Origin of the sequence: Pseudomonas sp. JDS28PS106, assembly GCF_036706555.1 — a bacterium.
Taxonomy (GTDB): domain Bacteria; phylum Pseudomonadota; class Gammaproteobacteria; order Pseudomonadales; family Pseudomonadaceae; genus Aquipseudomonas.
The window spans coordinates 14,763-31,312 of record NZ_JBAJGT010000013.1; the positions used below are offsets into that span (position 1 = coordinate 14,763).

General features: G+C 61.4%; 18 protein-coding genes and 1 pseudogene. 7 read left to right on the top strand and 12 right to left on the bottom strand.

What is annotated here, in order from left to right; translation table 11 throughout:
* Positions 1-8: 8 nt before the first annotated feature.
* The 3 genes from TRP66_RS18965 to iolB form a co-directional block, all read right to left on the bottom strand.
* Positions 9-413: a TraR/DksA family transcriptional regulator gene (locus tag TRP66_RS18965; protein ID WP_025259414.1), complete on the bottom strand. Its 405-nt coding sequence runs from the start codon at positions 411-413 to the stop codon at positions 9-11.
* Between the two features lie 275 nt (positions 414-688).
* Positions 689-1,705, bottom strand: a complete 1,017-nt coding sequence (locus TRP66_RS18970; RefSeq protein ID WP_333405862.1) for a Gfo/Idh/MocA family protein — start codon at positions 1,703-1,705, stop codon at positions 689-691.
* Between the two features lie 19 nt (positions 1,706-1,724).
* Positions 1,725-2,534: a 5-deoxy-glucuronate isomerase gene (iolB, locus tag TRP66_RS18975; protein ID WP_333405864.1), complete on the bottom strand. Its 810-nt coding sequence runs from the start codon at positions 2,532-2,534 to the stop codon at positions 1,725-1,727.
* Between the two features lie 388 nt (positions 2,535-2,922).
* Here iolB and TRP66_RS23695 point away from each other — a divergent pair.
* A pseudogene (locus TRP66_RS23695) lies at positions 2,923-3,759 on the top strand (PAS domain-containing protein); the annotation flags it as partial.
* Between the two features lie 117 nt (positions 3,760-3,876).
* Positions 3,877-4,311 carry a methyl-accepting chemotaxis protein gene (locus TRP66_RS23700; RefSeq protein ID WP_442965233.1) on the top strand — a complete coding sequence of 145 codons (435 nt, stop codon included), beginning with the start codon at positions 3,877-3,879 and terminating at the stop codon, positions 4,309-4,311.
* 169 nt (positions 4,312-4,480) lie between these two features.
* Here TRP66_RS23700 and TRP66_RS18985 read toward each other — a convergent pair whose 3' ends face one another.
* From TRP66_RS18985 to TRP66_RS18995, 3 genes are read right to left on the bottom strand one after another with little or no spacing between them, the layout of a single operon-like run.
* Entirely contained in the window at positions 4,481-5,500 is a 1,020-nt protein-coding gene (locus tag TRP66_RS18985) for a lysylphosphatidylglycerol synthase domain-containing protein (RefSeq protein WP_333405868.1), read from the bottom strand.
* Positions 5,497-6,762, bottom strand: a complete 1,266-nt coding sequence (clsB, locus tag TRP66_RS18990; RefSeq protein ID WP_333405870.1) for a cardiolipin synthase ClsB — start codon at positions 6,760-6,762, stop codon at positions 5,497-5,499. The genes TRP66_RS18985 and clsB overlap by 4 nt, the downstream gene beginning before the upstream one ends.
* The gene (locus TRP66_RS18995; protein ID WP_333405872.1) at positions 6,759-7,544 is read right to left on the bottom strand and encodes an endonuclease/exonuclease/phosphatase family protein; all 786 of its coding nucleotides are present in this window, start codon (positions 7,542-7,544) and stop codon (positions 6,759-6,761) included. The genes clsB and TRP66_RS18995 overlap by 4 nt, the downstream gene beginning before the upstream one ends.
* A gap of 185 nt (positions 7,545-7,729) precedes the next feature.
* On the opposite strand from TRP66_RS18995, the gene TRP66_RS19000 reads away from it, so the two are divergent.
* From TRP66_RS19000 to TRP66_RS19010, 3 genes are all read left to right on the top strand, one after another.
* The gene (locus TRP66_RS19000; protein WP_333405874.1) at positions 7,730-8,176 is read left to right on the top strand and encodes a hypothetical protein; all 447 of its coding nucleotides are present in this window, start codon (positions 7,730-7,732) and stop codon (positions 8,174-8,176) included.
* A gap of 45 nt (positions 8,177-8,221) precedes the next feature.
* Entirely contained in the window at positions 8,222-8,731 is a 510-nt protein-coding gene (locus TRP66_RS19005) for a DUF4142 domain-containing protein (protein ID WP_333405876.1), read from the top strand.
* 135 nt (positions 8,732-8,866) lie between these two features.
* Positions 8,867-9,406 (top strand): cytochrome b, encoded by a 540-nt coding sequence (locus TRP66_RS19010; protein ID WP_333405878.1) that lies wholly within the window; start codon positions 8,867-8,869, stop codon positions 9,404-9,406.
* Here TRP66_RS19010 and nagZ read toward each other — a convergent pair whose 3' ends face one another.
* Entirely contained in the window at positions 9,407-10,417 is a 1,011-nt protein-coding gene (gene nagZ, locus TRP66_RS19015; RefSeq protein ID WP_333405881.1) for a beta-N-acetylhexosaminidase, read from the bottom strand. It lies immediately after the preceding gene.
* Positions 10,418-10,497: 80 nt separating this feature from the next.
* Positions 10,498-11,199, bottom strand: a complete 702-nt coding sequence (gene psrA / locus TRP66_RS19020; RefSeq protein WP_333405883.1) for a transcriptional regulator PsrA — start codon at positions 11,197-11,199, stop codon at positions 10,498-10,500.
* Between the two features lie 231 nt (positions 11,200-11,430).
* Between psrA and lexA the strand changes: the two genes are divergently transcribed.
* Positions 11,431-12,039 (top strand): transcriptional repressor LexA, encoded by a 609-nt coding sequence (gene lexA / locus TRP66_RS19025; RefSeq protein ID WP_333405885.1) that lies wholly within the window; start codon positions 11,431-11,433, stop codon positions 12,037-12,039.
* 10 nt (positions 12,040-12,049) lie between these two features.
* The gene (sulA, locus tag TRP66_RS19030) at positions 12,050-12,520 is read left to right on the top strand and encodes an SOS-induced cell division inhibitor SulA (RefSeq protein WP_333405887.1); all 471 of its coding nucleotides are present in this window, start codon (positions 12,050-12,052) and stop codon (positions 12,518-12,520) included.
* 37 nt (positions 12,521-12,557) lie between these two features.
* Here the strand turns inward: sulA and TRP66_RS19035 are convergent, their stop codons facing one another.
* The 4 genes from TRP66_RS19035 to TRP66_RS19050 all read right to left on the bottom strand — a co-directional run bounded on the left by TRP66_RS19035 (position 12,558) and on the right by TRP66_RS19050 (position 16,475).
* A complete protein-coding gene (locus TRP66_RS19035; RefSeq protein ID WP_333405890.1) occupies positions 12,558-12,794 on the bottom strand; it encodes a hypothetical protein in 237 nt (78 codons plus the stop codon).
* Positions 12,795-12,899: 105 nt separating this feature from the next.
* Entirely contained in the window at positions 12,900-13,421 is a 522-nt protein-coding gene (locus tag TRP66_RS19040) for a DUF6586 family protein (RefSeq protein ID WP_333405891.1), read from the bottom strand.
* 94 nt (positions 13,422-13,515) lie between these two features.
* Positions 13,516-16,125, bottom strand: coding sequence for a type I DNA topoisomerase (gene topA / locus TRP66_RS19045; protein ID WP_333405893.1), 2,610 nt, complete (start codon positions 16,123-16,125; stop codon positions 13,516-13,518).
* A 95-nt stretch (positions 16,126-16,220) separates the two neighbouring features.
* Positions 16,221-16,475 carry a DUF1653 domain-containing protein gene (locus TRP66_RS19050; protein WP_333405895.1) on the bottom strand — a complete coding sequence of 85 codons (255 nt, stop codon included), beginning with the start codon at positions 16,473-16,475 and terminating at the stop codon, positions 16,221-16,223.
* Positions 16,476-16,550 lie beyond the last annotated feature (75 nt).

Below are 16,550 nucleotides of genomic sequence, written 5' to 3' on the forward strand. Positions count from 1 at the left end.
AGCCGTTATCAGGCTTGACGCTGGTGCTTGTCGATTTGCTCGTGGCGCTCTTGCGCTTCGATGCAATATTTGGTCGTCGGGCTGATCAGCAGACGTTTGAGGCCAATGGGCTCTCCGCTGTCATCACACCAGCCAAAGGTATCGTCGGCGATCCGCGACAAAGCCATTTCCAGCTGTGGCAGCATGCGCTGATCACGATCGATCACGTTGACCAACCAGTGACGCTCCTCTTCCACCGAAGCCGCGTCGGCAGGGTCCGCAGGCGTATCCAGGCTCTCGATGGCAATACGGCTCTGCTCGATACGCTCGTGGATTTCAACCTTCATGGCCTGCAACAGCTCGACGAAGAAAGCATGCTGTTCAGCATTCATGTAGTCATCGGCCGGCATGGCCAGCAACTTTTCCTTTGTCATTTATTTCTCTACAAAAAAACGTGCATTGAGGAGCGGCTTAACGTTGCCGTAAAAGCGCCATCATTTCCAAGCGCCACCCGGCACTCAATTTACGAGGGGCGGCAGTCTAAGGCCGGCTTGGTCACTCGGCAACCTAATTGAGGGGTTTTTCGGCAACGAGTGCGGCTTTTCTCTGCGGGTCAGGCCGGCAACCCGTTTACAGCGAGCTTTGAAAAGGCTCTGACCGGGCCAGACTGCATCAGTTCCGGCAGCCAACGGCCAGAGCATCGAGCCGGTTACAAGACGATCACTCGCCCCTGGTCGGCACTGAGTCGCGCGGCGTCCAGCACCGTCGCCGCAGCCACCGCTTCGTACGGGTCGACCGGATTGCGGCCCTGCCCGTCGACTGCCTTTTGCAACAGCTTATAGAACTGCTGCCAGTCACCCGGCACCGAAGCGACACGTTCACGCCGGCCGCCACGCTCCAGCCAGCCCCAGCGGGCCTCATCTTCCATGCCCCAGCGCTCGCCCTCGCTGTTCGGCGTCCTGCCGGCCATGGCGGCGGCTTCCTGACCGTCGAGTCCGTCGACGCTGTAACAGCCCAGTTCGCCCGTCACCCGGAACCTGGGTCTGGCCGCCGGTTGCAGGCAGCTGCCGGATAAATGCGAGACCACACCATTGGCGTGGGTCAGGGCCATGAAGAAGGTGTGATCCAGCTCGCTGGAGGGTGGGTAGCGCAGCTCGGCGTAAACCCGCTCGACCGGGCCGAACAGCAGCAACGCCTGATCCACCAGATGGCTGCCAAGGTCACGCAGCAGGCCGCCGCCGCTGGCCTTGCCGACCGATGCCGGCGAGAAGCGCTCGATGCTGGACTCGAACCGACTGATCGGACCCAACGCCCGGTCCTCGATCAGCCGGCGCACGGTCAGGAAATCCGAATCCCAGCGTCGGTTCTGGAACACGCTCAGCATAACGCCGTTGCGTTCGGCGGCGTTGACCAGCTCCCGGGCCTGGGCGGCACTGCTGGCGAACGGCTTGTCACTGACCACCGCCAGGCCCAGCTCGATGGCTTCGAGAATCAGCGCGGCCCGAGACGCCAAGGGCGTGGATATAGCCACAACGTCCGCCCCTGCCGCCGCGAGATCGGCCAGCGTATCGAACGTCGGCAGGCCGGGATGATCCTGCGCGATGTCCCGTCTGCGCTCGGGGGAGCGGGTGACGACACCCACGAAGGTTACACCGGGCAGCCCCGGCAGCAGCGTTGCGTGAAAGTAACGGCCGCCTTTGCCATAACCGAGTAATCCGATTCTCATCGAGCCTCCTCAAGGGGTTTCAAAGATCCAGCGAGCCGTTGTGACGCGGATCGCTGCTGGCATGCAAGGCCCGAACGGGACCTGCCATCACGCTCAGGTACCATGATTCGCAGCCATAGGGCACACAGACCGGATGATAGCCTTGCGGAACGATCACCAGGTCGTGATTTTCCACGGCCATGGCCTGATCGACGCTGCGATCACGGGTATAGACGCGCTGGAAGACGAAGCCCTGCGCGGGGTCGACCATGTGATACAAGGTTTCTTCGAGAAAGGTCTCTCCCGAGCCGTCATCGGCGTCATGCTTGTGAGCAGGATAGCCGGACGAATGACCCGAAGGGGTCCGGACCTCCGCTACCAATAACGAATGCGCAGGTTCGGTATCCGGCAGGACATCGCAGACATAGCGCAGGTTGCCCGCCTTGCCACGCGCGCTGCGCTTGATGCTGTCGGGAGTGATCAGCCGTGCCGGCGCGCGAACGCCATCCGCTCCCGGCGCCGAACATACCGCCAGATGGGCCGGTCCGAGCGCTGTGAAGGCTGCCTTGCTGCCTGGCGGCAGGTAAACCGCATAGGGCGCGATGTCTTCGAAGACCGAGCGACGCTCACCGACATTCTCCCAGATGAACCCGCCCTGCCCCGGCGCTTCGCCCATTACCGTGGCATGCCCGGCGAGCAGCACGATGCACAACTCCCTGTCCTGGGCATTGACGGAAAGTTTTTCACCGGCCTCAAGCCGATAGGCATCGAAGCCTACGTAATCGAGAAGGCCTGGTTGCAAAGCGACAATATTTCTTGCGCCGGGGTTGGCCCGGGTCAACAGATTCATGGAACAGTCCTCGTCAGGTGCGCGCGATTCGCAGGCCGGACAATCCTGCTCAGGCACCGCCTGGCCCGGACCAATGCCGGGCGGGAGCGCCATGCGCCTCAACCTTCTACAAGCAGGATAGATGCCCACGCCCGCCCCGGCAGGACGCGCGGTCGGCAATACGTCGGCTTGTGACTGGCGGTCCCCGGGCCTGCGCGCGAGACCATTGATCCTGGGAACTCGTGGGGGAAATCGCCGAGGAGGCATTCAATCCGACGCTGATAGCACCAAACCCATCCATTTGGGTGAGTCTGGAATGCTGTCTATCCGAAACTGTGGATTTTCTACACGAAAGTTGTACAAACTACATCGATTTGTACATATAGTGCCATCACTGCTCAGGATGAGCATGATCTCGGTTGAGATCCGGACCACGGAGCAGGACTCATCCTTTCAGTTACCCCCAGTCAGGCCCATCGTGCTTTTCAATTCCGGCAAGAAAGAAATTTCCACGCTGCGTCATGTCGTCGATACCCAGACATGGCTGCTGAAAGCCATCGATCGATCGATGGCCATCGTCGAGTTCGACCTGGACGGGACCGTCCTTGACGCCAACGACAATTTTCTGAAAACGATGCGCTACAGCCGCGACGCGATCATCGGCCAGAAGCACAAGATGTTCTGCCAGCCTGACTATGTGCGCGGTTCCGATTACGCACAGCTCTGGTCGAAGCTGCGTGCCGGGGAATTCGTGGCCGATACCTTCTGCCGGGTCGCCGGAGACGGAAGCACTGTCTGGCTGGAAGCCAGTTACAACCCGGTCACGGACAGCGCCGGTCGACCGCTCAAGGTCATCAAGTACGCAATGGATGTGACGGAAAGGGTCGAGGCTGACACCGAGGCGCAGAACAAGCTTCAGGCGATCGACCGCGCCATGGGTGTCATCGAGTTCGACCTCAAGGGCAACATCCTGCGCGCCAATGAAAACCTCACCCGCCTGGTGGGCTACGCGGAGGCGGAGCTGGTCGGTAACCATCACCGTATGTTGTGCCCGGACGACGTGGCGCGCAGCCAGGAATACGCCGATTTCTGGCGCAAGCTCAACGGGGGTCAGTTTTTCAGCGGTCAGTTCCGTCGAGTCAACCGCCAGGGCCAGACACTATGGCTGGAAGCGACCTATAACCCGGTCTACGACGCCAACGGCAAGCTGTGGAAGATCGTCAAGTTCGCTTCGGACATCACCGCCCGGGTGCTTCAACACCAGCAAGACGCGAACAGCGCGGCCCAGGCCTACCATATATCGGTGCAGACCCAGAACGTCACGGCCCAGGGCAGCGAGGTCATTCAGCAGGCCGCGCAGGAAATGCGCCAGATTTCGCTGAACATCGAAGAGTCGTCGAAAATGATCACGCAACTGGGCGAGCGCTCGGAGCAGATCACGGCAATCGTCAACACCATTCGCAGCATCGCCGAGCAAACCAATCTGCTGGCGCTGAACGCGGCCATCGAGGCTGCCCGCGCCGGCGACCAAGGCCGGGGATTTGCGGTGGTTGCCGATGAGGTACGCCAGCTGGCGGGGCGCACCAGTCGCTCGACCGAGGAAATTTCCCAAATGATCGACGCGATCCAGAATGAAACCCGCCAGGCCATCGCCAGCATGGACACCACGCGCAATACCGCGACGCGGGGCGTGGAGCTTGCGGATCAGGCCGGCTCGGTAATCGTGCGTATCAGTGAAGGCACCCGCGATGCCGTCGAGGCGGTCAAGACCTTTGCCCGCAAGGAACAGCGCGAATAACTCGCACAATCCGTCCACCCCGTGTAGGAGCGGCTTCAGCCGCGAGGCAATCGACCCGGCAATAAAACAAGTTGCGACCAGGCAATTGTCTCGCGGATAAATCCGCTCCTACAGACACGCGATTTTCGTAGGAGCGGATTCATCCGCGAAGCGATCGACCCGGCGGTGATCAGGGGGCGCTGTGGGGGCTGTGGTTATGCGGCGTGTTCTCGGCGCGTTTCTGGTTGTCGAGGCCCATTTTCTTCGCCCGCTTTTCCAGCACCAGATACACCACTACGGCAATCAGCAGCGGCAGCAGGAAGTAGATCGCCCGGTACCCGATCAGCGCCGCGAGCATGCTGCCCTTGGAAAACTGATGCGCCAGCAAGGTGATGAATACCGTCTCCAGAACACCCAGTCCCGCGGGGATGTGCGTGACCACACCGGCGATGCTGCTGATCAGCAGGACGCCCAGCACCGCTGGGTAAAACGCATCCTTGGGCAGCAGGGTGAAAATTACCAGTGCCATCAATGACCAGTTCAGCGCCCCGAGTCCGGCCTGGATCAGCGCCTGCTGAATCGACGGCAAGGCGATTTCCTGCCCGCGCACGGTCCACGACCGACGCTTGGAAAAGCGACAGGCCAGCAGATAGGCCACGCACAAGGCCAGCATCGCAAAGCCGATCAATTGCAGGGTGGTCGTGCCGATTGCCCATTCTTCAGGCAGCTCCAGAAACCTCATGGAGAACACCGCTCCGGCCAGCGCCATCCAGCCCAGCCAGTTGGTGATCAAGCTCAAGCTGAGAATGCGCGTGATGGTGGGCACGTCCAGCCCCAGCCGCGAGTACAGCCGATAGCGCAAGGCAACTCCACCGACCCACGAGGTGAGGTTCAGGTTGAAGGCGTAGCAGACGAAGGTCACCGGCACGATCTGTTTGATCGATAGCTTATGCCCGGTGTAGTAGCGGGCGAGCACGTCGAAGCCGCAGTAGGTCAGGTAGCTGGCGCAGACGACCACAGCGGCGATCAGCAGCGTGCGGGCCTTGTAAGACCGCAGCGCCTGGCTGACTTCCTGCCAGTCCAGATTCTTGACCAGCAGGAACAGCAACACGGGCACGGCGATGAAGAAAAACACGTTGAACAGACGCTTCGCCCATTTCCACTTGGCGCCCTGTGCGGGCCCGGCGGATGCGTTCGCGGATTGGGTCATGACGTCTTCTCCTGGTCTTGCAGCTCGCGGCGGGATTGCTGCTGCTGTTCGATGACGCTCGCTTCGGGCACCACATCGCCGGCCCGGATCGGCTTCAAGCGCATTCCATGCACGGGGAACAGCCCTGCGATCGCCGGGAAATGGCGCAGGAAGTGAAAGCACAAAAAGATCATCGGCGCCCGCCACCATTGCCCACGAGCCGCGCCCTTGAGGCTGATCTGGGTGCTGTGCGCGGCCGCCAGGTCACGCAAGTGATCGTGCAGATGATTGTTCAATGCTCGGTCACGGATGAACAGGTTGGCCTCCAGATTCAGTGCCAGGCTCAGTGGGTCCAGGTTGCTGGAGCCCACTGTCGACCACTCGTTATCGATCAGCGCGACCTTGCCATGCAAAGCTCGTTGCGTGTACTCATGAATAATGACGCCATCTCGCAGCAGATAGGTGTAGGTCAGCCGCGAGCAGACTCGCACGAACGGCATGTCGGGCTGCCCTTGCAGGATCAACGTGACCTTGACACCGCGCCGGGACGCGTTGCGCAGTTCACGGAGAAACCGGTAGCTGGGGAAGAAATAGGCATTGGCAAGCGTGATGCGGTGGTTGGCCTTGCGGATGGCCTGCAGATACTGCTCTTCGATATCCGTGGTGTGCTCGGCGTTGTCCCGTTCGGCCAACAGCATCCGTGCGCTGCCAGCATGGTCAAGCTTGAGCGGGATCGGCTTGAGCTTCGCTCGCACCCCTTCGCTGAGCATACGCAGCGCGCTGCGGTGGATATCGGCGATGATCGGGCCGCGCACCAGTACAGCGTAATCCTGCTTGGCGGTCAGTCCGGTATCGGTCATGTGGTCGACGCTGTAGTTGATGCCGCCGATGAACCCCAGTTCGCCATCGATCACCACCACTTTGCGGTGCAGCCGGCGGAACAGGTTGGTCCGCATTCCCATCAATCGAGGACGAGGATCGAACAGCTGGATCTGGACGCCGGCGTCGATCATCGCTCTGACGAATGAGGAACTCAGGTCCGAGGTTCCGTAGTCATCGACCGTGACCACCACCCGCGCACCGTTGTTGGCCGCCTGGATCAGTGCCTGCTGCAGCCCCTCCCCGATCCGGTCTTCGAAAATAATGAAGGTTTCGACCAGCACTTCCTTGCGAGCCGCGCGAATGCACTCGAAAACCCGCGTGTAGAAATCCTCGCCATTGATCAGCAACTCGACCGAGTTACCGTCTACCCAGCGCCCCTGCTTGTCGGCTTCATTTGTCATAGGCTTACCTCTACCGCCAGCGGTGCGTGATCAGAAAGATGGGACCACGGACGATTGGACAGCACTTTCGGTCGGTGGGTTGCCGCATTGCGTACGTAAATGCGATCCAGGCGCAGCAGCGGCCAGCGGGCGGGAAAGCTCTTGGCCGGCGCGCCGAACCGCTGAACGAATACCTCCGCAAGGCCCGTGCCGGCCAGCAACGCATCGGCGCGCTGGCGCCAGTCGTTGAAATCCCCGGCGACGATGACCGGCGCGCTTTCAGGCAGGCGCGCGATCAATTCAGCCAGCAGCTTGAGTTGCTGGCGTCTATGGCTTTCCATCAGCCCCAGGTGCACGCAGATCGCATGAACCTCGCCGGCGCCGGGCACATCGAGCACACAATGCAGCAGCCCGCGCTCCTCGGTCCCGTGAATGGAAATATCGAGATTTTCATGACGAACGATGGGGTACTTGGACAGCAGCGCGTTACCGTGATCGCCTTCCGGGTAGACCGCATTGCGACCATAGGCGAAATCGCTCCACATGCTGTCGGCCAGAAATTCGTACTGGGAGATCGTCGGCCAGCCCTTGACCCGCGCGGCATGACTCTGATGTTCGCCGTGTACTTCCTGCAAGAACACGATATCGGCAGACACGCTGCGCACGGCTTCACGCAATTCGGGCAGGATGAATCGCCGATTGAAAATGCCGAAGCCCATGTGCATGTTCATTGTCAGAACATTCATCGAAATACCGGCCGATACCGGCGTGATACTGCCTGCGGGCGTATTGGCACTGGTCAAGACTCGCTCCTTCGTCGTGGTTCACGTCATATGAAGCCTGCCGCGCGCGCAGGTTCCCTGGGCTGGCGGCAGCTGACCGGCTCGGGCAGGGTTGTCCGTTCGTCATCTGTGCCGGAACTTCACCGCCGCGTACTCATTCGGATCAAGCAAGAACCCACGCCGGCGAACGCTGCGAGGTGATAACAATGAGCTTGAAGTCTTCCATCGTTCTGTCGGGCAGTCTTGTCTGCTCCATCGGCTGGTCCCTGGCACGGGCCGAGGCCTGCGACGTGACGACCCGCCCCGGCAGCCAGCAGATTCCTGTCGTCGAACCTCATACCTGCTTCGAATACCGCAACATGCCGCCCGGTTCTATCGACTGGTCCTGCAGCAATGAGGACAAGGGCAGCGCTCCCACCGAAAAGCGCAAAGTAGAGAGCTGCCCGAGCGGCGCCGTTGCATCCTGCACCGCCACGCTGACCCAGGAAACCCTTGCCAACGAGCGCTCGTCGAGCAAGGAACCCGGACAGAACACGGTTCAGGTCCCCGACAATGCGGGCCTTGTGACCTGGTATTACGAATTGCAGGAACAGGCGCAGGCGCGCATCGATTGCGAACAGGCCGGAGGTCGGTTCAGCTATCCGCTGCAATGAACGCCCGACCTTGCTGGTCGAGCCTGATGACCCGATGGAGATCGCATGACCATGAAATCGCTTATCCGCCTGCTGCGTTCAGCCGTACTGATCTTCGCCGCAACCGTCGCGCTGGCGCCCGCCTTTGCAGCATCGCCCCGGGCTTTCGTTGAGACGGCGTCGGAAAAAGGCCTGGCGGAAATCGCCAACGGCAGGCTGGCCCTGGAGAAAAGCCAGGCCGCCGATGTGCGCAGGTTTGCGCAGATGATGATCGACGACCATCAGGCCGCCAACGCCGAACTGACCGAGCTGTCCACCCAGCTCGGGCTGCCGGCCTCTGACGGAACGGCTATGATGGACCGGGTCAAGAAGCTGATCCTGGAATATCGGGAAGGCTCGTTCGACGCAGCCTATGCCAACAACCAGGTGCTAGCCCATGAACAGAGCATCGAGCTGTTTCAGGAGCAGGCCGATGAAGCCGATATACCGCCATTGCAGGCGTTCGCAAAGAAATACCTGCCCAGGCTCCAGACTCATCTCGAAGAAGCGAAGAAGCTGCAGGCCGCTCATCCCTGACTTCATCTCCGCCCTGCTGCGCCATGAAAGACATGGCGAGCGCAGGAGGGCCGTGCCATACATGAACCGGCGCGACCGAGGCGGGTCACAGCTAGCGATTGGCAGCAACGACTCAACAGACAAAGGAAGCGAACGGTGGATGCACCCGTCAGATCCCGCTACACCGCCAAAGCCCGATGCTTTCATTGGGCGATGGCGATCCTGATCGTCCTCGCCTACACGCTGATTCTCAGCCGCACCCAATTCGGTCGCGGCACGGATGCGCGGATACTGGTGGTACAGACCCACTTCTGGGTCGGGATCCTGATCCTGGTGATGGCATTCTTTCGGGTCGCCGAGCGTCGCCGTCATCCCCCTCCCGACATAATGCCGCCGCTGGAAGGTGCACTCCGGCTCGCCGCGACTTTGTCTCATTACGCGCTGTACGCCTTTCTCTTCATCCAGCCTGTGCTCGGCATTCTGACCGTCATGGTGGAAAAAGGCGCGCTGCCCATTCCCCTGACGGCGGTACAGATTCCCTGGCCGTTTCCGACCTCGGGACAGACCGCCGAGTATTACGAGGACCTGCACAAGCTGCTGGCTTCGATCTTCTACTACGTGATCGGTCTGCATGTGATCGCGGCGCTCTGGCACCACGTCGTGCGCAAGGACAATACCCTCAAGCGCATGCTCTGATCAGTCGACAAGGCCCGCGCCGCGAAGGGCCTGAAGCGCTGCCAGCCAGCGCGGATGCTGACGGTAATCGGTGCTGGCCCGAGCCTGGCCGCGCATGCGGGCAATACGCCCCGACGGCTTGACCTTGAGGCGTTGAGCGGCGCCGAGCGCCAGTTCGGCGGCAGCACGATCGTTGCACACCAGCCCCATGTCGCAACCCGCGGTCAGCGCGGCTTCGATCCGGCTGGCAGCGTCGCCGACCACGTGAGCGCCGGCCATGGACAGGTCATCGCTGAAGATCACCCCGTCGAACCCCAGTTCGCCGCGCAGAATGTCTTGCAGCCAGCGACGGGAAAAGCCCGCCGGTTGCGAGTCGATTTGCGGGTAGATGACGTGTGCCGGCATGACTGCCGCGAGCTGCCCGCTCAAGCGCGCGAATGGCACCAGATCGTGGGCGCGGATCTGGTCGAGGCTGCGCTCGTCGGTGGGAATCGCCACATGGGAATCCGCTTCCGCCCAGCCGTGCCCCGGGAAATGCTTGCCGGTTGCGGCCATGCCCGCGGCGCGCATGCCACGGATGAAGGCGCCGGCCAGCAACGCGGCACGCTCGGGGTCGCCCTCGAACGCGCGGGTGCCGACCACGGCGCTACGCGCATGGTCCAGATCCAGGACCGGCGCGAAGCTGAGATCCAGACCCACCGCCAGCACCTCGGTCGCCATCAGCCAGCCGCAATGCTCGGCCAGAAGCTCAGCGTCCGGGCATGCGGCGATGGCACGCATCGCGGGCAGCCGGACGAAGCCCTGACGCAGGCGCTGCACTCGCCCGCCTTCCTGGTCGACCGCCAGCAACAGATCGGGACGGATGGCGCGAATCGCGGCGCTCAGCTCACGCACCTGACGCGGATGCTCGATGTTGCGGGCGAAGATGATCAGGCCACCCACCTCGGGCTGGCGAAGAAAATGACGGTCTTCGGCGGTGAGCCACGTACCCGCGACATCGACCATCAACGAGCCTTGGAGGCCTGAACTCATAGCGAACCCTTACAGTGCCGGATCAAATGCGCGCATGGTGCTTGATCCGGCCACAGGGTGCAATAAAGCCGGCGAAAGGCTCAGGCCTTGGCCGGTTGCGACTTGCTGCGTGGCTTGAGCTGCGCGGCGATCATCGCTTCGTCGGTGACGCCGGTCTCGGCACGCATGCCCGCCGCCAGGAATGGCACCATCAGGCGCATCACCTGCTCGATGGAGGTATGCACGCCGAAATCGTTTTCGGCGATGGCGCGCAGGGCCTTGATGCCGGACATGCTGAACGCGGCCGCGCCGAGCATGAAATGCACGCGCCAGAACAGCTCGATGGGAGGAATGCGCGGTGCCGCTTCGTTGACCAGTGTCATGTAGCGGCGGAATACCTTGCCGTACATGTCTTCCAGATAACGGCGCAGGTGTCCCTGGCTCTGGCTGAAGGCAAGCCCCAGCAAACGCATGAAGATGGACAGGTCATTGCCGCTGCGGGGCTGGACCACCAAAGCCTGCTCCACGAGGATTTCGAGCAGTTCTTCAAGCGTAGGCTTGTGTTCGGGCCTGGCCTGGCGCCGCTCGAGTTCGCGGTCGAGGCTGACGCAGAACGGTCCGAGAAACCGTGAGAAGACTGCCTGGATCAGCGCCTTCTTGGACCCGAAGTGATAATTGACAGCCGCCAGGTTGACCGAGGCCTTGCTGGTGATCAGCCGCAGGGAAGTCTCGGCGAAACCCTTTTCCGCGAACAACTGCTCGGCGGCATCCAGAATGCGTTCAACGGTTTCCGACTGTGCCATGGCTCTCTGCCTAACAAACGAACGTTTGAAACATACGTATCAGCCCGCCCGCTTGTCAAGCGGGCCCGTTCATTTTATGGCCGTGCAGTCACTGTTTCAGCCGCTGAACGATGGAGTGTCGGTCGAACGGGCGGGCACTACCGCCTGGCGGCGAAATACAAATCGGCGATTGCCATTACGCCTTCACTGTATATAATCCCAGGCACTGTATAAAAAGACAGAGCGCTCGACATGATCAAACTCACGCCCCGCCAGGCTGAAATCCTGGGCTTCATCAAGCGTTGTCTCGAAGACAACGGCTACCCGCCCACCCGTGCGGAAATCGCGCAGAAGCTGGGCTTCAAGTCGCCCAACGCGGCCGAGGAACATCTCAAGGCGCTGGCTCGCAAGGGCGCCATCGAGATGACGCCCGGCGCTTCGCGCGGCATTCGCATTCCAGGCTTCGAAGCCAAACCCGACGACAGCAGCCTGCCCGTCATCGGTCGCGTGGCGGCAGGTGCTCCTATCCTGGCCCAGCAGCATATCGAAGAATCCTGCAACATCAATCCCGCCTTCTTTCATCCCAGTGCCGATTACCTGCTGCGTGTACACGGCATGAGCATGAAGGACGTCGGCATTCTCGACGGCGACCTGCTGGCGGTGCACACCACCCGCGAGGCACGCAATGGCCAGATCGTGGTTGCCCGCATCGGCGACGAGGTAACGGTCAAACGCTTCAAGCGCGAAGGCAGCAAGGTCTGGCTACTGGCGGAAAACCCGGAGTTCGCTCCCATCGAAGTGAACCTCAAGGATCAGGAATTCGTGATCGAAGGTTTGAGCGTCGGCGTGATTCGCCGCTGAGGAGACGTCCATGCAGTTCCAGCAAGCATCGCAAGCTCAATTACCGCTGTTCGAGGCGTTTCTGGCCCAGCCTGTCGTCCCGCGCATGCCTGAGGTCGCCGATACGACCTGGAACACTCAACCTGACGTATTCAGCGAGCTGTCGCTGCGCGGTGCCGCCGGCAACTGCCTGAACCTGTTGGCGCCGGTCCTGAAGAATCTGAGCGAGGAAGCGGATGCTCGCTGGCTGACGCTTATCGCTCCGCCTGCCAGCCTGACCCAGACCTGGCTGCGGGACGCCGGCCTCAATCGCGAGCGAATCCTGTTGCTACAGCCGCGGGGTTCGCAAAGCGCGCTGGAGCTGACACGCGAAGCCCTGAGGCTGGGCCGCAGTCATACGGTCGTAAGCTGGATCAATCCGCTCAATGCGGCGGCACGGCAGCATCTGGTCGCGGCTGCCAGGATCGGAGATGCTCAAAGCCTCAATATCAGGCTGGGGTAAACCCAGCCCAGCCTGAGCCAGACCTCCGAGCCCGACCTTAATGAAGAACGCGCGGGCCGTCTTCTTCTTTTTCGAGATCCCCTTCCGCAAGACGACCCGCCATCTGAACGCCCACGCTCAACATGGCCTTGGCCACTTCCACATGTTGCCCCTGCATGAATGCTTTGGCGTCTTCGGAAAAATCCAGAGTCACCAACGACCCTTCGTCATCCGCGCGACGAAGTTCGATGCGTCCATCGGGCAATTCGACAATTTCAAGAAAAGAGCTAGGCATCAGAACAAGTACTCCACATAGTGCGGCGATTGTACCAGCCTGTACACGCATTCAGTATGGCTTTTAGCCGACTGGTGCAACCCTTTGGCGGGTTTAGCCCGCTCTCTAGCACTCGCTGAGACCTTCCCGAAAACGAACGGCCAGTTGCTTGAGCTGCTGTCGCCACTCTTCCAGCTGGTCGCGGCTCAGCTCGGCCTCCGGCTCATCGTCAAGATTGACCGCAACGATCATCGGCTGGGTCACGTCACCCTTGGGCTTGACCGGCGCGCGAGGCGGCTGGAAAAGCGCGTTGTAACCTGCCAGCAGTTGGCCCAGCCAGGTTTCCCGATGCTGGGCAAGCTCGATCAGTTCGGCAAGCTCCGGAATCGCGGATGCCTGCAGAACCTCCTGATTCAGCAAGAGTTCGACGCGAGGCGCACCCGCCTGCGGCAGACGGTAGTAACCGGCAATCTCATGACACAGACCCAGCAGCGCGCCGTACAGGTGGAAAAGCACGGACTCGCGCTCGGCCTGCATCAGCGCCTGAGCATTCATCGTCTGGCCTTTTTCCGCCCGACCGAGCGCTTCGAGCGCCAGCCCTGCGAAGTAGATCTTCTGGTTGGTGCGGGTGTAGAACTCATGAGCCATGACGAGACCCTCGAAAGCGAGTGGATACAACGAGCATAGAAGCCGCAACCGGCCCTGCAAACAAAGCGGCCGGCGCGAGGCCGGACGCTTGCGATCAGCGCTTGTCTTCGACCTTCCAGGTGCCGCCGTCGTAGAACGCGCGCCAGCCGGTAGGCTTGCCTTCGACCTCGGTCTGCACGTATTGCTCTTTGGTCTTGCGGCTGTAACGGATCACCGCCGGGCGGCCATCCGGATCTTTCTGCGGCGCTTCGCACAGGAAGTGATACTTGGGATCGATTTCAGCCTTGTGCGGCAGAATCTCGATGACCAGCGGCGCGCGCGTCTCGCGGTTCTTGGGAAACTGACTGGCCGCCAGGAACAGACCTGAAGCCCCGTCGCGCAGCACATAGGTGTCGTCCACCTTGTCGCATTTGAGCTCGGGCATCTTCACCGGGTCCATCTTGGGCGGCGCCGCATCCCCGCTCTTGAGCAGCTTGCGGGTGTTCTTGCACTCAGGATTGGTGCAGCCGAAGAACTTGCCGAAACGACCTGTCTTGAGCTGCATCTCGCTGCCGCACTTGTCGCATTCCAGGCTCGGCCCTTCGTAACCCTTGATGCGGTAGGTGCCTTCCTCGATTTCGTAGCCGTTGCAATCGGGGTTGTTGCCGCAGATATGCAGCTTGTGCTTTTCGTCGAGCAGGTAAGCATCCATCGCCGTGCTGCAGATCGGGCAGCGGTGCTTGCCGCGCAATACGCGGGATTCGGACTCACCCTCATCATCCTCGGCGATCTCGTCGCCGGGCGTGAGGTTGATCGTGGACTTGCAGCGCTCCTTGGGCGGCAGGCTGTAGCCGGAGCAGCCGAGGAATACGCCGGTGGACGCAGTGCGAATCTGCATCGGACGCCCGCAAACCTTGCACGGGATGTCGGTCATGACCGGCTGGTTGGCGCGCATGCCGCCGTCCGGAGCTTCGGCCACTTCCAGTTTCTTGCGGAAGTCGCCGTAGAACTCGTCCAGCACGTTTTTCCAGTCACGCTCGCCCTGGGCCACGTCGTCGAGATTCTCTTCCATGCCGGCGGTGAAGCCGTAGTCCATGAGGTTGGAGAAGCTCTCGGACAGACGCTCGGTGACGATATCGCCCATTTTTTCCGAATAGAACCGGCGATTATGCAGCGCGACATAGCCGCGGTCCTGGATCGTCGAGATGATCGCGGCGTAGGTCGAGGGCCGGCCAATGCCGCGCTTTTCCATTTCCTTGACCAGACTCGCTTCCGAATAACGGGCTGGCGGCTTGGTGAAATGCTGGCTCGGGTCGAGGCTGACCAGGTTCAGCGCCTCGCCCTGCGCCATGTCGGGCAGCACGCCATCGTCACCCGGCTTGCTCATTTGCGGCAGCACGCGGGTGTAACCGTCGAACTTGAGGATACGACCCTTGGCGCGCAGCTCGAACTCGTCGGCGGCGACACTGACGGTAGTCGACAGGTATTGCGCGGGTGGCATCTGGCAGGCCACGAACTGACGCCAGATCAGCTCGTACAGACGCTCGGCGTCGCGCTCCATGCCTGACAGCTTCGCGGGGTCGGTATTGACGTCCGAAGGACGAATCGCTTCGTGCGCTTCCTGGGCGCCTTCCTTGCTGCTGTAGACGATCGGGGCGTCGGGCAGGTATTTCTTGCCGAATTCGCTCTCGATGTAGGCGCGGGCCATCGCGACCGCATCAGCGGAGAGGTTGGTCGAATCGGTACGCATGTAAGTGATGTAGCCGGCTTCGTAGAGACGCTGGGCCATCATCATGGTCTTTTTCACCCCGAAGCCCAGGCGGTTGCTCGCGGCCTGCTGCAGAGTGGAGGTGATGAACGGCGCCGAGGGCTTGCTGCTGGTCGGCTTGTCTTCGCGCTTGACGATGCTGTAGCTGGAGGCCTTGAGTTTCTCCAGCGCGGCGGCGGCCTGGGCCTCGTTGAGCGGCTTGAACGCCTCGCCGTTCTGGCGAGCGACTTCGAAGCGCACGTTCGCGCCTTTGGCGGTACTCAGATCGGCGTGGATTTCCCAATATTCTTCAGGGTTGAACGCACGGATCTCCCGTTCACGCTCGACCACCAGCTTGACCGCCACGGACTGGACACGGCCCGCGGACAGACCACGCGCGACCTTCTGCCACAGCAACGGCGACACCATGTAACCGACGACGCGGTCCAGGAAACGCCGCGCCTGCTGGGCGTTGACCCGGGCGATATCGAGATCGCCGGGTTTCGAGAATGCGTCCTGAATCGCTTTCTTGGTGATCTCGTTGAACACCACGCGCTTGAAGCGGCTGTCATCGCCGCCGATGGCTTCGCGCAAGTGCCAGGCGATAGCCTCCCCTTCGCGGTCCAAGTCCGTCGCGAGATAGATGGTGTCGGCATCCTTGGCAAGCTTGCGCAGCTCGTCGATCACCTTCTCCTTGCCGGGAAGGATCTCGTACTTGGCCTTCCAGCCGTGCTCCGGATCGACGCCCATGCGGGCGACGAGCTGGCGCTGGGCCTTTTCCTTGGGCGACAGCACCGGGCCCTCGCCCGCCGCCTTGCCGCGCTTGGCCGCCGGCTCCTTTGCCGCGCTTGCCGAACCGCTGGTGGGCAGGTCACGGATATGGCCGATACTCGACTTCACCACGTATTGGTTGCCCAGATACTTGTTGATGGTCTTGGCCTTAGCCGGGGATTCCACGATGACCAGCGATTTGCCCATGGATCAGAAAATTCCTGAATAGCAGATGAAAGACAGATTGGAGCGTGTAGAGGCCACGCTATATATAGTGGCTACCGGGTGAGGTCAAGCACAGGCTATGGTGCGTCAGACGTCCGCGGCGTCGAAAACAGGCTGGTTTCGGCCTGGACCAAAGCAAAGCGCGGGACCTGTTCGCCGTCAACCTCGACGGACTCCAGAAACATTTCCAGCGGCCGAATCCACATGCCGTAGTCGCCGTACAACGCCTGGTAGAACACCACCAGCTCTTCGGTTTCCGAATGTCTGGCGACACTGAACACGCGGTATTCAGGGCCCTTGTAATGGCGGTAAACGCCTGGTTGCAGCTGCATGGAACAACCTCTGGACAAATATTGAAACTTTTACCTGCTCAAAAAACGCAAAAGCCGGGGCATCGAGCCCCGGCC